The sequence below is a fragment of the Ruegeria sp. C5 genome (genome assembly GCF_056537605.1).
Genome location: NZ_JBQFRX010000002.1, coordinates 478,019 through 493,272 on the forward strand (window position 1 = coordinate 478,019; position 15,254 = coordinate 493,272).

Sequence of the window (15,254 nt, forward strand, 5' to 3'; positions counted from 1 at the left end):
TCTGATATCAAAGCTCTCATTATCTGCGTAGATTTGCCGGGAATGCCCTGATCTCACGAAAGCACCGGAATGCCGCGTCAGTCTACTCCGAAAGACCTCAGCCTCAAATGGCTGGAACTGTTTCAGATATGCGCGCAAAAGGGCTCGCTACAGGCGGCCTCAAAGGAAACAGGGCTGACGATAAGCACCGTTTCCCATCACCTGCGCAATCTCGAAGACCATCTGGGCGTTGAGCTGTTCAACCACACCCGTAGACCCATGGTTCTGACCCCAAAGGGCCGGGTCTTCCTGCGCAATATCGACGATGCGCTGCACCTGATCCGAAAGGCCAAGGCCGAAGCGTCTGCAGGAAGCATCACCGAGGCCAGCTATCTGCGTTTCGGCACGATCGAAGACTTCGACAGCGACATCATTCCAGAGCTGGCGGTCTATCTTTACGCGAACATGCCCGCCTGTGATTTCATGTACCACACGGATTCCAGCCACGCGATTATCGACATGCTGCGCGACAGGCAGTTGGATCTGGGGATTTCCACTACTCCTAGCGAACGAATGCGCGATCTGCAGGATCGCCCCCTTCTGCGCGATCCATTTGTGATCGTTTTGCCTGCGGTGAATGACAAGTCTTTGCAAGACATTGTTGAGGGTAGAACCAAATTGCCGTTTCTACGATATTCCAGCAATCTGATCATCGCGCGCCAGATCGAGTCCCAATTACGCCGGATGGGGATTTCGTCCTCTCACAGGTTTGAATGCAGCAACAATCAGACGCTGATGTCGATGGTGTCCTCCGGTGCGGGTTGGACCATCACGACGCCGCTGCTGTATTCTCGGGCAAAGCGGTTCCAATCAAAGCTGTGCATGCACCCATTTCCGGGCAAGAGCTTTGCACGCACACTGGCGCTGGTCGCGACGCCGGATTGTTCAAGATCAGTGATTGAGCTTGTGGATGCCAAAACCCGATCATTGATCAATGACCGCATCATTTCCCCACTGCGCGATGATATCCCGTGGCTGACGGATAGTTTCAAACTTATCGAATAGCACTGGATCAGCTTTCAAAGAATGTTGAAGCGATCTCGGATTTGCCGATCCTGTTCGTCTGACAGGTATCTTGGCGTATGGGTCTGCAAAATTTCTTGCGCCCGATGTCGCGCGCGGCTCCAGGCATCTTGCGCTCCGTTTTCTGCCCAAGTCCGGGGCTCATCCCTGTCTGCGAGTGAGGGATAAAAGTAATCCCGTTCCATGGCCGCAAAAGTATGCTGACCACCCAGAAAATGGCCCTCGCCCAGAACTGCTTCGCAGATTGCGTCAAAGCCCAGATTCTCGTGTGTCACCTCTATCCCCCTCAAAGCGCGGTAGGTGTACGAGTGCATCTCATCATCCAGCACGAACGCCTCAAAACTTGCACCCAGCAACGAGGCCGTCATGCCCGAGCTTTCATAGATCAGATTACCACCTGCCAGCGCCGCCGCCATTGAGGTCAGTCCCTTTTCCATCCCGTATTGAGCGTCGATCGCCTTGGCATCAGACATCGAACAGGCCACGCCTGACGGCAGCCCAAGCCAATTTGATAATTGTGCTGATGCTGCATTCAGGACAGCCGTCTCTCCGCTGCCACCTGAGAACGCGCCGGTCCGAAGGTCAATCACCAGTGGCCAATTTGAAAAGACCATAGGAAACCCGGGCTGGATCGCGTGGACCATTACCAGACTCGCAAGAGTTTCTGCCAATGACTGCGCCAGAAAACCAGCCAAGGTCGCTGGTGCAGTCGCGCCGGCCTGAGCAGCGGTGATGCAAGAAATCGGAATATTGTGTTCGATGCAGGCGTAGACCACATCCACTGCGTCTTCGCCGTAGCGCATCGGCGAGATCACCGGGCTTATATGTGCTTTCATGAACGGGCGTTTTGCGAATTCACCGGGTCCCCCGGCTGCGATATCTAATATCTCAACAATTGGCGCAACGTGCTGCGCCAATGTAAAAGACGTCGCGGTGGGCTTGGAGGTATTCTTCAACAGCGCATAGACGGTGTTCACATCCAGATCGAAGGTTTCCTCCAGATCGGTTGCAACGCAACAGCGCGTGAACCAGCTGACATTTGGCAAGACATCTTGAAGACGCGTGAAATCATGCAAGTCCTGCAAGGTTGAAGGCCGATAGCGACCACTGCGCAGATCAAGCGTCTGAACCGCCGCCCCTCCGGTTCCGAAATAGACGCGATTACCGCCAACTTCGATGGATCGGGCTGGATCACGCCCGTGCAGAACGAAGGTCTTGGCTGCCTGATCAATCGCCTGTTCCACAAGTTGAGGCGAAAAAAGTATCCTCCCCTCCCCGCTATCTTGCGCCCCAACCGCCAACAAATCAGAACGCAAGCGATCCGGCACCTCGCCGATCCCCAGCTTCTCAAGAAGATCCAGAGCTGTGTTGTAAATCCGCTCAAGCTCAACCCCAGTCAAGGGTTTGTAAGCGCCTCCCGGTTGACCTGGCGGACAGGGGTCGAGCGCAGGCTTTTCAGCCCGCTGTGCGATACGTCCTTTTCGACCGGACCTTTTCGCCTGCGGCGCAGCCATTTGTGATCCTCCAACCGCATCAGGTGGATCAATTCAACTAAACGCCTAAAGCCAATTTCAACCGCATTCGAATTACTACGAGTTAATGAGCTTTTATTTTCGATTTTTTACGTAACAATATCCAGCCGCTTGTGAACCAACTGACAGAACAGGCTAATCCCCAAAAGACTACGTACCGGAGGGTCCTTGATGAAATCGCGCACTAAAGTGGTCGTCATTGGCGGCGGTATCGCCGGCTGCTCGACTCTGTATCACTTGACCCGTGAAGGTTGGTCCGATGTGGTGCTGGTCGAGCGCGATGAGTTGACCAGCGGCACAACTTGGCATTCGGCCGCGCAGGTGACCAATTTTGGCATGAACCAGACCATGGTTGGTCTGAAGACCCACTCGATCAACCTGTACAAGGAACTGGCCGAGGATCCGGACTATCCTATCAACTACCATCACGGTGACGGTGGCATCCGGCTTGCAAATACGCCTGAGCAGATGCAGGGGTACCATCATTTTGCGTCTATGGCGCGCGGAATGGATGTGCATTTCGAGGTCATAGATGCAGAGGAATGCGCCCGCCGGCACCCGTTGATTTCCACCGACAACCTTCTCGGTGGGCTATGGGATCCGCTAGATGGCGACATCGATCCGGCTCAACTGTGCCAAGCTCTGGCACGCCGTGCGCGCAAAGCTGGGGCCGAGGTATATCGCAATACTCCGGTCACAGGACTGACACAGCACAAGGACGATACCTGGACGGTTCACACGGAACACGGCAATATTGACTGCGATATCGTAGTTAACGCTTGTGGTTATCGGGTCAACGAAGTGGGCGCGATGATGGGCGTGCACCACCCTATCGCTTCGATGGAGCATCAGTATTTTCTGACAGAAGAAATCGAAGCGATCCGCGACGCAGGCCATCGGATGCCCCTGCTGCGCTGTCCGATCAGCGACTATTATTGTCGGCAGGAGAAGAACGGCTTGCTGGTCGGCTTCTACGAGCAGGATTGCAAAACCTGGGGCATGGACGGGATCGATCCGAATTTTGTGAACGCGCTGTGCCCTGACGATCTGGACCGCGTGACGGATGTGCTGGAAGGTGCCTTCGCACGCATGCCTGCACTGATGGATGTCGGTATTCATACAGTGGTGAATGGTCCGATCACCTACACAATTGACGGCGCACCTTTGGTCGGGCCAATCCCCGGAAAGCGCAATGCTTTCTGCATCATCGGCCTACGCGCAGGTCTAGGTGAAGGAGGAGGCCACGGCTGGCTGCTGGCCCAACAGATCGTTCATGGCGAAGCCTGCTATGACACCTGGTGCCTTGATCCGCGTCGGTTTACCGGCCACACAAATGTGGAGCTGACCGCGCTGAAAGCCATCGAAGATTACCAGAATGAATTCCGCTTTCATTTCCCGCACGAACACCGGCCTGCCGGTCGCCCCGCCAAAACCACACCGCTGACCCCCATCCTCGCAGCAGAAGGGGCTGAATTTACAGTGGTCAACGGTTGGGAGCGGTTCGACTATATCAAGCCTGCGCCTGATTTTCACCCAACGCTGAGTTTCAGTTTTGATGAGGCCTTTGACGTTGTCGCGGCGGAAATCAGAAACCTTCAGGAAAATGTCGGACTGGCCGAAGTGAACGGCTTCAACCGGCTGGAAATCACCGGAACCGATCGGCATCGGTTTCTGGATCGGATGATGTGCGGCGCGGTGACAAAACGCGACGGGCGGGTCGGCCTTGGTTATCTGCTGAACCACCACGGGATGGTCAAAGCCGAGGCCACCATCGCCAACCTGCCCGCGAGTGATCGCGGCCCGGCACGGGTCTGGTACGGGTCCGCCGCCGCCAGCGAATACCATGATATGGACTGGCTAAAGGCGCATCTGCATGATGGCGAAGATGTGCAAATCCGCTCACTCACCAATGATCAGACAATATTAGTGCTGGCCGGACCCAAATCGCGCGACGTGCTGTCCGCTTGTGCTCGAGGAGACTGGTCGCGAGAAGCTTTTCCCTGGCTGTCAGTTCGCGAGTGCTTTGTCGGGTCCGCGCCAGCAACTGTATTGAATATCAGCTTCTCAGGGGAACTGGCCTACGAGATACATGTCCCGAACGCCTCACTATACGCGGCCTATCTGGCGCTCAGAAAAGCTGGCGAGACGCGTGACTTGAAATTATTTGGTGCTCGCGCCGTCGAGTCCATGCGGATGGAGAAAGGGTTCTTGCACTGGAAAGCCGATCTGCTCACAGAGTTCGACCCGTTTGAGACCGGTTTGGATCGGTTCGTGAAACTGACCAAAGGCGATTTCATTGGCCGAAACGCGTTGCAGAGACGCCTTGAGAACGGGCCTCAAAAGAAACTGGTAAGCCTGAAAATCGATGCAACCAAAGCACCGGCGCATGGTGGAGCCTCCCTGATGTTGGACGACATGGTTGTTGGTACGATCACGTCAGGTGACTGGGGCCACAGAACAGGGCTAAACCTTGCTTACGGCTTTGTGAATCCGGAATTTTCCGAACCCGGCAGCCGAATGCAACTTGACCTGTGCGGAGAAATGATCGCGGCCGAGGTGATTGCGCCGTCCCCGTATGACCCGGACCTCTCACGCGTGCGAGGCTAATCCCAAAGTTACTCCCCGTTTCGATAGGCTGTTGGTGTCTGCCCGAATTGCATCCGGAACGCCCGCGTCATTGCGCTTGGGTTCTCATACCCGCAGCGGCTGGCGATCTCGGCCACGGACTGCTGGGTCTCGACCGCAAGTTTACGCGCCAAATTCAGACGCAGGCGACGATAGAGCGCCTGCGGTGTTACACCCAGCTCGGACAAAACCCGGGTCTCAATCTTCTTTTGAGAGCACCCGAGCTGACGAGCGATATCCTTTATCATTACTGGCGCATCCAACGTGCCCTGCATGACGCCCAGCACCCGATTCACCAGCCTGTCTTCGGATTTCATCTGTGATGAAGCAGCACTTGGTTCACCACGGTTCATCAGAAGATGCGCCACCTCCATCGACAACAGCGGCCCGTGATCCGCAAGAATCAGAGCAGTCGCCAGATCATAAGCAGCCATCGCGCCTGAACAGGTGATCCGGTCCCGGTCGATCACAAAACGTTCCTGCACGACCTCGACATCGGTAAAAGTTTCTTCGAACCGGGAAAGTTCATCCCAGTGAATGGTCGCGCGATACCCTTCCAACAGTCCCGCACGCGCGAGCAACCAACTCCCTGTGTCCAGACCAGCCAGTTTGCGATGACGGGTTGCGGCCCTGCGCAAAGCGCGATGAGTATCGGGAACCGAGTGTTCCAGATACCCATAAGACGGCATGACAACCAAAGCATCACCCGCCTCAATGCCCATCGCTCCATGCGGCGCGACCTGCAACCCGCTGGAGCTTTGGACTGGCGCACCATGGGGTGAATAAAACTGCCAGGCATAGAGATCCTGCCCCGCCAGTGTATTCGCCGCGCGCAGAGGCTCGACCATGTTGGCGAGGCAAAGGTTCGAGAACCCGTTGAACAACAAAAAGTTATATATCTGGGTCAAATTTTTCTAACTCGGCATGATATCGTACGATTACTGCATGTCATCGTGTCAGGCAATTACGTTTCATTGCCAATCAGACATCAAGGGAACGCGTCATGCAATTTGGCTTAACCGAAGAACAGGAAATGATCGTCTCAACAGTGCGGAGCTTTGTTGAGAACGAGATTTACCCCCACGAAGCTGAGGTCGAACGCACCGGACAGGTGCCGCAGGAGCTGGGCGACGAAATCAAGCGGAAATGCATCGAACTGGGGTTTTATGCCTGTAACTTCCCCGAAGAAGTTGGTGGCGCAGGTCTCTCGCATCTTGATTTCACTCTTGTCGAACGCGAGCTCGGCCGAGGTTCGATGGCATTGACCCATTTCTTCGGTCGCCCGCAGAATATCCTGATGGCCTGCAACGCCGACCAGAGTGAACGCTATCTTTTGCCTGCCGTGCGTGGCGAAAAGATGGATGCTCTGGCTATGACCGAACCTGACGCGGGTTCAGATGTTCGGGGCATGAAATGTCAGGCCGTACGCGATGGCGGTGACTGGGTCGTCAACGGTTCGAAACACTTCATCTCGGGCGCGGAGCACGCGGATTTCTTCATCGTGTTCATCGCAACAGGTGTGGATGAAACTCCCAAAGGCCCCAAAAAACGGATCACTACCTTCCTCGTAGATCGTGGTACGCCGGGTTTTGAAGTGCGCGAGGGGTACAACTCAGTCAGCCATAAAGGCTACAAGAACTATATCCTGTATTTTGACAATTGCCGCCTGCCCGACGCACAGGTTCTGGGCGAGGTCGATGGCGGTTTCGCCGTGATGAACGAGTGGCTCTATGCAACGCGCCTGACGGTTGCTGCTTTTTCGGTCGGGCGCGCGCGGCGCTGTTTTGATTATGCGCTGAACTACGCGGCTGAACGCAAGCAATTCGGCCAGCCGATCGGTAAGTTTCAGGGTGTCGGCTTTCAGATCGCCGACATGATCACCGAGATCGACGCTGCTGACTGGCTGACGCTCGCGGCCGCATGGCGTCTGGATCAGGACTTGCCCTCAAATCGCGAGATCGCCTCGGCCAAGCTTTATGCTTCGGAAATGCTGGCTAAGGTCACGGATACGACGCTGCAAATCTATGGTGGCATGGGTCTGATGGACGACTTCCCGATCGAACGGTTCTGGCGGGATGCGCGTGTAGAACGTATCTGGGATGGTACGAGTGAAATCCAGCGGCATATCATCAGTCGTGATCTGCTGCGGCCCCTGGGTGCCTGAGGACCGAATGAGCAAAGATATCTCCCGTCTTCTACGCCCAGAATCCATCGCGGTGATCGGCGGCGGCGCGTGGTGCCAGCAGGTTATCCTGCAGTCGGAACGCATGGGCTACGCAGGGAAAACCTGGCCTGTCCATCCCAAGGCGGATGAAATTGCCGGGCACAAGGCCTACGCACGGATTGAAGACCTGCCATCGTCCCCGGACGCGGCCTTTGTTGGCATCAACCGTCACGCCACCGTTGAGGCCGTTCAGGTTCTGTCAGACATGGGCAGCGGCGGCGCAGTTTGCTTTGCCTCTGGCTTCTCGGAAGCTGCAGCCGAGGATCAGGCAGGAGGAGATTTGCAATCAGAGTTGATCAATGCAGCAGGCAGCATGCCCATTCTTGGGCCGAACTGCTATGGCTTTATCAATGCGCTTGATGGTGCGCTATTGTGGCCCGATCAGCATGGAGCCGCTCGGGTAGATCGAGGCGTTGCCATTCTGACCCAGAGCTCCAACATCTCGATCAACCTGACTATGCAGAAACGAGTCCTGCCGATTGCCTATATGGTGACTTGCGGAAACATGGCGCAGACCAGTCAGGCTGAGATTGCCATGTCGCTGATCGATGATCCACGGGTCACTGCGGTCGGTTTACATATCGAGGGCTTCAAGGATATCCGCGAATGGGAGGCCCTTGCTGCCAAAGCACATCGGAAAGGCGTGCCTCTGATCGCACTTAAGGTGGGTGCATCCGAACAGGCGCAGGCAGCAACAGTTTCTCATACCGCCTCACTGGCTGGGAGCGATGCGGGTGCGCAGGCTTTGCTAAACCGGCTGGGCATCCCGCGCCTGTCCTCGCTGCCCGAGTTTCTGGAAACCCTGAAATTGTTGCATTGTTATGGGCCTTTACCGGGGGACAACATTGCTTCGATCAGCTGCTCGGGCGGCGAGGCCAGCCTGATCGCCGATATGGCGATCGGCACCGGCCTCAGATTTCCAGAACTGTCCAGAGATAAGCAAACCCGATTACGCGATGCGCTTGGTCCGATGGTCGCACTAAGCAATCCACTCGATTACCACACCTATATCTGGCGCGATGAAGAGGCGATGGCGAACGCCTGGGCGGGAATGACTGGCGACGACATAGATCTGACATTCACGATCGTTGATTACCCGACCACCGATCCCACAGATTGGGCCGCTGCCACGCGTACAGCACAAAAAGTGCGGGCAGATACGGGTGCGCGTTTTGCTGTGGTTTCTACCCTGCCCGAATTGCTACCTGAGGATGTAGCACAAACCCTAATGGAAGCCGGTGTGGTACCCCTCATGGGTCTCCGCGAAGCCCTTTCTGCCACGCGCGCGGCGGGTCAGGTCGCCGTACCTGCAAGCGCGCCAATCTGCTTGCCGGGTACGTCTGATGTCAAGCATACGCTGTCCGAAGCCGAGGCCAAGCAAGCTCTGGCTGCCCATGGTTTGCGCATCCCTCGAAACAGGTCCGTTCGTGGCGCAAAGGAAGCCCTCAGCGCGGCGCAAGAAATGGAAGCGCCATTTGCTGTCAAAGGCGTCGGCCTTGCCCACAAGTCCGAACATTCCGCTGTACGATTGAGGGTTCAGGCTGCCGATGTGACAGGTGTGGCAGCGGATATTGGAACCGATGAGATTCTGATCGAAGAGATGATCACGGGTGCGGTGGCTGAAATCCTAGTCGGTGTGGTGCGGGACCCTGCCCATGGCTTTGTGCTGACAATAGGGGCCGGTGGTGTCTTGACCGAAATATTGCGCGATACCACCTCTCTTCTGGTCCCGGCAACATCCGACAGTATTCGCGCTGCTCTCGGCGAACTAAAGATCGCGTCATTGCTGGCAGGCTATCGAGGCCAACCAGCGGCTGATATGGATGAAATCGTTGCCGCCATTCAGGCCGTTCAAGACTATGTAATGCAAAATGCCGAAACGCTCGGCGAGGTCGAAATCAACCCGCTTCTCTGCACGCCCACCCGGGCGGTGGCGGTGGATGCGCTTATCAGAAAGGCCTGAGAAATGGACCCGATCAAGACCCGCCGTGACGGCGCAATTCTCGAAGTGACGCTGGATCGGCCAAAAGCCAATGCAATCGATCTAGTTACCAGCCGCATCATGGGGCAGGTATTTGCCAAGTTTCGCGATGATCCCGAACTGCGCGTCGCGATCTTGACCGGAGCAGGTGACAAATTCTTTTGCCCCGGCTGGGACCTGAAGGCAGCCGCCGAAGGCGATGCCGTAGATGGAGATTATGGTGTCGGTGGCTTTGGCGGTTTGCAGGAGTTACGCGATCTGAACAAACCGGTCATCGCGGCCATCAATGGTATTGCCTGTGGTGGCGGGCTCGAGCTTGCGATTTCAGCCGATATGATCCTGGCCGCTGAACACGCAACTTTTGCCCTGCCTGAGATTCGATCCGGAACCGTTGCAGATGCGGCGAGCGTCAAGCTACCCAAACGCATTCCCTACCACATCGCGATGGAGCTATTGCTGACTGGACGCTGGTTCGATGCCGAAGAAGGTCAGCGTTGGGGCTTGGTCAATGAAGTCCTGCCTGCCGATCAACTGATGGATCGTGCCTGGGAATTGGCGCGTCTGCTCGCCTCGGGTCCTCCGCTGGTTTATGCTGCGATCAAAGAGGTCGTGCGCGAAGCTGAAGACAGCAAATTTCAGGACGCCATGAACCGCATCACCAAGCGCCAGCTGCGCACCGTCGATATCCTCTATTCCAGCGAGGATCAGCTTGAAGGCGCAAAAGCCTTCGCTGAAAAGCGTGATCCGGTCTGGAAAGGAAAATAAGTTCAAAACACCGCTGCCTTCATCGCATTGGCGCAGTTTTGCGCCAATCGCTCAGCTAAGCTTGTTTTTTGTTAGAACACACTTTTACTATCCTGCAATTCAGGCCACAGCTACTTTAACTGGAAGAAGGAATGTCAAAGCGGCCCGATGCAGGACAAGAAAACAGAACCAGAACTTGAGATCGGGCGAACCCTGCAGCGTTTGCGACAGGAACGTCAGCTCACGGTGACCGAACTTGCTGCGCAGTCAAAGGTTTCCGCGCCCATGATCAGCCGAATCGAAAATGGTCATGTGTCGCCGTCCCTTAGTACCTTACACGCGTTGGCAGATGCACTATCTGTCTCTCTGATGGCGATGTTCAGCCATACCGACACGACCTCGGATGTGCATCACGTTCAGGCGGGAACCGGATTGCCGTCGCGGCGTATCACACCAGACCATGCCCATGACTATCTACTGCTCGGCAAACACAGCGGGCCTAGCGGGTCATTCCAATCCGCACGCATCCGCATCTCAAAACAAGACCAACGCAAGTTGCCTAACTATCAGCACGAAGGCTACGTCTTCATCTACATGATTGAAGGCAGCGCCATCTATGGCTGTGGGACCGAAGAGTTCGAGATTTCAGAAGGTGACACGCTCAGCTTCGACGCCAAGCTCCCACATGGGGTGCGGGACATCCTGTCAGACGAAATTGAATTCGTGACCGTGTCGACGCGACCGCATTGATCTTTGCAGATGCCCTAGGTTCCACGCCGCGTTTGCCATCCGATCAGGCTGAAACACGCAAACACTACTGCAGCAACACAAACAATGGATGGCCCTGCAGGCGTATCAAATATGTAAGCAGCCCGTAGCCCGGCGATTGCGGAAAATGCACCAATCGCCGCCGCAATCAAAGCCATCGCTTCCGGTGATCTGGCCAGACTGCGCGCAGCCGCCGCCGGGATGATCAGCATTGCAGCAATCAAAAGAACACCTACGACCTTTATCGCCACGGCCACTGTAACTGCCAGAGACAGCGTCAGGATCAACTGCTCTCGCTTGGGGTCAAAGCCGCTGGCATAGGCCAACTCTTCATTCATGGTCGCCGTCAAAAGCTGCGACCAGCGCCATACGATCAGGGCCACGACAAGCGCTGCGCCCCCCCAGATCACAACCAGATCGGTGCGTGACACGGCCAGAATATCACCGAAGAGATAGGCCATCAGGTCGATGCGAACACCGGACAGGAACGATACGGCGACTAGACCGAAGGCAAGTGCAGAATGTGCTAGAACACCCAGCAGTGTATCCATCGCGTAGCCACGTCCGGACAACAGTGTCACGGTAAGTGCCATTGCAAGCGCAACAGCTAGCGCCCCAGTAAAGATGGACAGCTGAAACGTCAGCGACAAAGCGACACCCAGGATTGCCGCATGGGCGGTGGCATCCCCGAAATAGGCCATTCGACGCCAGACAACAAAACACCCCAGTGGTGCCGCAGCAAAAGCAACGCCAACACCTGCAAGCGTCGCGCGCGTCATGAAATCATCCAGCATTATTCTGCGGCTTCCTGAGAGGTTTCACAGTGACCGTGATCGTGATCATGGTCGTGATCATGGCGATAGAGGGCCAGTGCGCCTCCGGTACCCGTTCCGAACAGGGCCCGATATTCCGGGGCCGAAGCTACGACTGCGGGGGACCCTTGGCAGCACACATGACCATTGAGGCAGATCACCCTGTCCGACGCGCTCATGACCACGTGCAATTCATGGCTGATCATCAGTATGGCGCATCCGGTTTCACGCCGGACCTCCTCGATCTGACGATAAAACGCCGCAGACCCCGGTTGGTCGAGACCCTGAGTGGCTTCGTCCAAAAGCAGAACGTCGGGCCGATTGATCAACGCCCGCGCCAGCAAGACGCGCTGAAACTGTCCGCCTGACAATTGCGACATTTGGCGCTTTAGCAGATCCGGCACCCCAGCAGTTTCAAGCGCTTCTGTACATTGAAGCCTAGAGACACGATCCGTCAGACGCATGAATCTTTCGACTGATATCGGCAGGGTCGGATCAATGTGCAGTTTTTGGGGGACATACCCGATTTTTAGCCCAGGCTTCAGCGTAACCTTACCTTCTGCAGGCTTGGTCGCGCCAATGACGGCACGCAACAGGCTGGTCTTTCCCGATCCGTTTGGACCAACGATCGTCACGATTTCACCAGCCTCGATCGTCATGCCGACATGGCGCAGAACGGTATTCGCGCCATAACGCACGCTGAGGTTCTCAACGGTGATCAGGGTCATGTCTACGCCTTTTCGGTGCAGTCTGGGCAGAGTCCCTCGGCTTCTACAACGGTTCGCTCGATTTCGAAACCCGCCGCGCGCGCAGCTGCGCCGAGGACGCCTTTGGATGGCGCCGACTGGGCCTCGGCAACAGCATCGCACTTTCTACAGATCATGAAAGCCGGGGAATGCGACGCTCCTGGATGAGAACAGGCCACAAAGGCGTTCAAACGTTCGATCTTGTGGACGAACCCGTTCTGGACAAGAAAATCAAGCGCGCGATAAGCCACCGGCGGCTGAGAGCCAAAACCGGCTTCGCGCAAACGGTCCAGAATAGCGTATGCCCCGAGCGACTTGTGGTCTTGCAACAGCATTTCAAGAACTTTTCGCCGCACAGGGGTTAGCCGCAACCCTTCTTCCCTGCACCGAGCATCCGCTGTGGCCAACGCCGTTTCGACGCAATTCTTGTGATCATGCTCCTGAAATCCTACCGGCGCATCTTCACCAACCGAAATGGGGTGCATCTCACTTGTCATGTTATACCATATCATATATGCCGCTCGTAACGTTATAAAATCACACAGAGGGTCTGATGTCCAGAAAGCTGCTCCCACTATCGATTACCGCTGCATTGATGGGCGGAACCGCCATGGCGGATGCACCCAAGGTTGCGGTTGACATCGCACCCGTTCACTCACTCGTGGCCCGGGTGATGGAGGGGGTAGGAACGCCTGAATTGATAGTGCAGCCCGGTGCCTCGCCACACGAATACAACCTTCGTCCGTCAGAAGCAGCCGCACTGCAAGAGGCAGATCTGGTATTCTGGATTGGCGAGGACCTGACCCCGTGGATGGAAGGCGCAGTCGAGACGCTCAGCGACGGGGCGACTGTTACGGCGTTGCTTGAGTCGGACGGAACGGTTCTGCTCGATTTCCGTGAAAGTGCTTTGTTCGAAGCGCATGACCATGGCGACGACGAAGATCATGGGGATGACGATCATGACGATCACGACCATGCTGAGGATGATGGTCATGATCACGACGACCACGACGATCATGCAAAAGACGATGACAACGATCACGAGGATCATGCCGAGGACAAAGAGCATGATGATCATAATCATGACGAAGAGCATGCGGATGAGCATGACCACGATGATCATGAGGACCACGCCGGACATGACGACCATGAGGGCCACGCGCATGGCGAACATGATCCGCACGCCTGGCTCTCTCCGGTCAACGCAGAAATCTGGCTGAAAACGATCGCGGCGCAGCTTTCTTCGGCTGACCCAGACAACGCAGGTGCTTATTTTGCAAATGCGGCAGCTGCGCGTGAAGAAATGGCTGCTTTGTCAGCGGAAGTGGCCGAAACGCTGGCGCCGGTCAAAGGTGGCAGCTTCATCGTGTTCCACGATGCCTATCAATATTTCGAAGATGCCTTTGGCTTCCCGGCCTCGGGTGCAATTTCCCTCAGCGATGCGACCGATCCAAGCCCGGCAAGGATCGCCGAAATTCAGGGGCGTATCCGCGACGAAGGTGTGGATTGTGTCATGGCTGAACCCCAGTTCAACCCCGGAATTGTCGCAACCGTTCTCGACGGCACCGAAGCCAAAACCGGCATCATGGACCCGCTGGGATCTGATCTGGAACCCGGAGTAAATCTGTACCCGCAACTCATCAGCAATCTGGCCAAAACACTGTCTGAGTGCCTTTGACTCAATCAACAGCCTGGTTGGGAGTTGGTTCCGGCCAGGCTGAAATCTGACAGAGTTTTCCGCTCTTCGCTCCGACAAAGTCATCAGTATTCGGCTACCGGCCTCTCTAAGCTGCCCAATTTGGCGGTTAAGCTGCCGGCGCAAGTCAATCATCGCCAGCGGACTTTCGATGCCGTGCTCGACCAGAGGTTGGATCACGCCAATCTCTTCCTTCAGCAACGCCGCCTCCACACTTGTACGGTCGGGGAGATCAAATTCTTGTCCGGATATCTGAGCCTCAAGTCTTGCGCGCGACGCGATCGCAATCCCCTGTCGCGGCCTGCCAATCGCCTAGATCACGCCACGAATACGAAAGGGAAGGGCAGATCGACCAAAGCAACCAGCGAGGCAGACGTAAAGAAATCCCTCACGACTTCAAAGTCCTGAAGGATCGAGGCCATGCGTCCATTCTGCCCGCCCCGGGCTTTCATTATAAGCGCCATCAACTGATTGAACAGCCGCTCGGTGATCTTCAGGTCCGCCCGTTTTCCCGCTGCATCGATGAACCGTGTCCGCAATTTCTTGATCAGGAAATCGAACAACAGTGCAAGGCCACCCCGACGACTAGAGCCAGCAAGCTATCAACCACTTCGTTTGGCAGAATGGGGTCATGAACGACCATGGTGAACCGCGACGTCACCAGCCCAAGCACGCTTGTCACCATCGCGGCCAATAGGATCTGAATGTAGACCCCGCGCAGATCGCTGAACGCGGACCAAAACCGATGACCTTGTGGCGTAAACGATTCTCGTTCCAGCGGCGCGAGCATTATGCTCGCAATATCCTGCGCGTCTTGCGCAGTCGTGTTTCCTGTCGCCGCCAGATCTGAGGTTCGCTGAATCCGCTGCTGGCATCGATCACAAGAAAGCGTCGGTGTCTTCTCGATCCAGAACCACTAAAGGTTGAACATCTGGGGCAAACGCCAGGACCAGAAACAAGTTCAGGTCCAGTTTCAGTAACCGCGCTTTCCCAAAACCTGACTGTAGCCCACCGCTTCCACTGCGCTGACCGCCTAGGCGACTTCATTGCCCTAGAACACCCGA

Annotated in this window: 14 protein-coding genes; 7 read left to right on the top strand and 7 right to left on the bottom strand. The window is 56.1% G+C overall.

Translation table 11 applies throughout. The features are described from left to right. Positions 1–69 precede the first annotated feature (69 nt). Positions 70–1,044, top strand: coding sequence for a LysR family transcriptional regulator (locus tag ACR0AW_RS10115; RefSeq protein WP_170732758.1), 975 nt, complete (start codon positions 70–72; stop codon positions 1,042–1,044). A gap of 14 nt (positions 1,045–1,058) precedes the next feature. On the opposite strand, the gene ACR0AW_RS10120 is transcribed toward ACR0AW_RS10115, so the two are convergent. Further along, positions 1,059–2,576, bottom strand: coding sequence for a trimethylamine methyltransferase family protein (locus ACR0AW_RS10120; RefSeq protein WP_170646954.1), 1,518 nt, complete (start codon positions 2,574–2,576; stop codon positions 1,059–1,061). Positions 2,577–2,765: 189 nt separating this feature from the next. Here ACR0AW_RS10120 and ACR0AW_RS10125 point away from each other — a divergent pair, with 189 nt between their 5' ends. Further along, the gene (locus ACR0AW_RS10125; protein ID WP_170732759.1) at positions 2,766–5,201 is read left to right on the top strand and encodes a GcvT family protein; all 2,436 of its coding nucleotides are present in this window, start codon (positions 2,766–2,768) and stop codon (positions 5,199–5,201) included. Positions 5,202–5,209: 8 nt separating this feature from the next. Here ACR0AW_RS10125 and ACR0AW_RS10130 read toward each other — a convergent pair whose 3' ends face one another. Beyond that, the gene (locus ACR0AW_RS10130; RefSeq protein WP_170732760.1) at positions 5,210–6,127 is read right to left on the bottom strand and encodes a GlxA family transcriptional regulator; all 918 of its coding nucleotides are present in this window, start codon (positions 6,125–6,127) and stop codon (positions 5,210–5,212) included. Between the two features lie 95 nt (positions 6,128–6,222). On the opposite strand from ACR0AW_RS10130, the gene ACR0AW_RS10135 reads away from it, so the two are divergent. From ACR0AW_RS10135 to ACR0AW_RS10150, 4 genes are all read left to right on the top strand, one after another. Beyond that, a complete protein-coding gene (locus ACR0AW_RS10135) occupies positions 6,223–7,383 on the top strand; it encodes an acyl-CoA dehydrogenase family protein (protein WP_170732761.1) in 1,161 nt (386 codons plus the stop codon). A gap of 7 nt (positions 7,384–7,390) precedes the next feature. After that, on the top strand, positions 7,391–9,406 hold the full coding sequence (locus tag ACR0AW_RS10140; protein WP_170732762.1) for an acetate--CoA ligase family protein: 2,016 nt from the start codon (positions 7,391–7,393) through the stop codon (positions 9,404–9,406). A 3-nt stretch (positions 9,407–9,409) separates the two neighbouring features. After that, the gene (locus ACR0AW_RS10145) at positions 9,410–10,189 is read left to right on the top strand and encodes a carnitinyl-CoA dehydratase (protein ID WP_170732763.1); all 780 of its coding nucleotides are present in this window, start codon (positions 9,410–9,412) and stop codon (positions 10,187–10,189) included. A 147-nt stretch (positions 10,190–10,336) separates the two neighbouring features. Next, positions 10,337–10,918, top strand: a complete 582-nt coding sequence (locus ACR0AW_RS10150) for an XRE family transcriptional regulator (protein ID WP_170407703.1) — start codon at positions 10,337–10,339, stop codon at positions 10,916–10,918. Between the two features lie 14 nt (positions 10,919–10,932). Here ACR0AW_RS10150 and ACR0AW_RS10155 read toward each other — a convergent pair whose 3' ends face one another. From ACR0AW_RS10155 to ACR0AW_RS10165, 3 genes are read right to left on the bottom strand one after another with little or no spacing between them, the layout of a single operon-like run. Further along, positions 10,933–11,730, bottom strand: coding sequence for a metal ABC transporter permease (locus ACR0AW_RS10155; RefSeq protein WP_170407700.1), 798 nt, complete (start codon positions 11,728–11,730; stop codon positions 10,933–10,935). Further along, positions 11,730–12,476: a metal ABC transporter ATP-binding protein gene (locus tag ACR0AW_RS10160; RefSeq protein WP_170407697.1), complete on the bottom strand. Its 747-nt coding sequence runs from the start codon at positions 12,474–12,476 to the stop codon at positions 11,730–11,732. The genes ACR0AW_RS10155 and ACR0AW_RS10160 overlap by 1 nt, the downstream gene beginning before the upstream one ends. A 2-nt stretch (positions 12,477–12,478) precedes the next feature. Next, the gene (locus tag ACR0AW_RS10165; RefSeq protein WP_170407694.1) at positions 12,479–12,991 is read right to left on the bottom strand and encodes a Fur family transcriptional regulator; all 513 of its coding nucleotides are present in this window, start codon (positions 12,989–12,991) and stop codon (positions 12,479–12,481) included. Between the two features lie 56 nt (positions 12,992–13,047). Here ACR0AW_RS10165 and ACR0AW_RS10170 point away from each other — a divergent pair, with 56 nt between their 5' ends. Continuing rightward, complete coding sequence (locus ACR0AW_RS10170; RefSeq protein WP_170732764.1) at positions 13,048–14,172, top strand: metal ABC transporter solute-binding protein, Zn/Mn family; 1,125 nt, start codon at positions 13,048–13,050, stop codon at positions 14,170–14,172. A gap of 335 nt (positions 14,173–14,507) precedes the next feature. Here ACR0AW_RS10170 and ACR0AW_RS10175 read toward each other — a convergent pair whose 3' ends face one another. Then, positions 14,508–14,753: a 6TM ABC transporter family protein gene (locus ACR0AW_RS10175; RefSeq protein WP_170732765.1), complete on the bottom strand. Its 246-nt coding sequence runs from the start codon at positions 14,751–14,753 to the stop codon at positions 14,508–14,510. Further along, positions 14,738–14,980, bottom strand: a complete 243-nt coding sequence (locus ACR0AW_RS10180) for a 6TM ABC transporter family protein (RefSeq protein WP_170732766.1) — start codon at positions 14,978–14,980, stop codon at positions 14,738–14,740. The genes ACR0AW_RS10175 and ACR0AW_RS10180 overlap by 16 nt, the downstream gene beginning before the upstream one ends. Positions 14,981–15,254 lie beyond the last annotated feature (274 nt).

Excerpts from the sequence above, each read along its gene's own strand:
- ACR0AW_RS10115 (WP_170732758.1), top strand. The coding sequence starts at position 70 with ATGCCGCGTCAGTCTACTCCGAAAGACCTCAGCCTCAAATGGCTGGAA.
- ACR0AW_RS10120 (WP_170646954.1), bottom strand. The coding sequence starts at position 2,576 with ATGGCTGCGCCGCAGGCGAAAAGGTCCGGTCGAAAAGGACGTATCGCA.
- ACR0AW_RS10125 (WP_170732759.1), top strand. The coding sequence starts at position 2,766 with ATGAAATCGCGCACTAAAGTGGTCGTCATTGGCGGCGGTATCGCCGGC.
- ACR0AW_RS10135 (WP_170732761.1), top strand. The coding sequence starts at position 6,223 with ATGCAATTTGGCTTAACCGAAGAACAGGAAATGATCGTCTCAACAGTG.
- ACR0AW_RS10140 (WP_170732762.1), top strand. The coding sequence starts at position 7,391 with ATGAGCAAAGATATCTCCCGTCTTCTACGCCCAGAATCCATCGCGGTG.
- ACR0AW_RS10145 (WP_170732763.1), top strand. The coding sequence starts at position 9,410 with ATGGACCCGATCAAGACCCGCCGTGACGGCGCAATTCTCGAAGTGACG.
- ACR0AW_RS10150 (WP_170407703.1), top strand. The coding sequence starts at position 10,337 with ATGCAGGACAAGAAAACAGAACCAGAACTTGAGATCGGGCGAACCCTG.
- ACR0AW_RS10155 (WP_170407700.1), bottom strand. The coding sequence starts at position 11,730 with ATGCTGGATGATTTCATGACGCGCGCGACGCTTGCAGGTGTTGGCGTT.
- ACR0AW_RS10160 (WP_170407697.1), bottom strand. The coding sequence starts at position 12,476 with ATGACCCTGATCACCGTTGAGAACCTCAGCGTGCGTTATGGCGCGAAT.
- ACR0AW_RS10165 (WP_170407694.1), bottom strand. The coding sequence starts at position 12,991 with ATGACAAGTGAGATGCACCCCATTTCGGTTGGTGAAGATGCGCCGGTA.
- ACR0AW_RS10170 (WP_170732764.1), top strand. The coding sequence starts at position 13,048 with ATGTCCAGAAAGCTGCTCCCACTATCGATTACCGCTGCATTGATGGGC.
- ACR0AW_RS10180 (WP_170732766.1), bottom strand. The coding sequence starts at position 14,980 with ATGCTCGCGCCGCTGGAACGAGAATCGTTTACGCCACAAGGTCATCGG.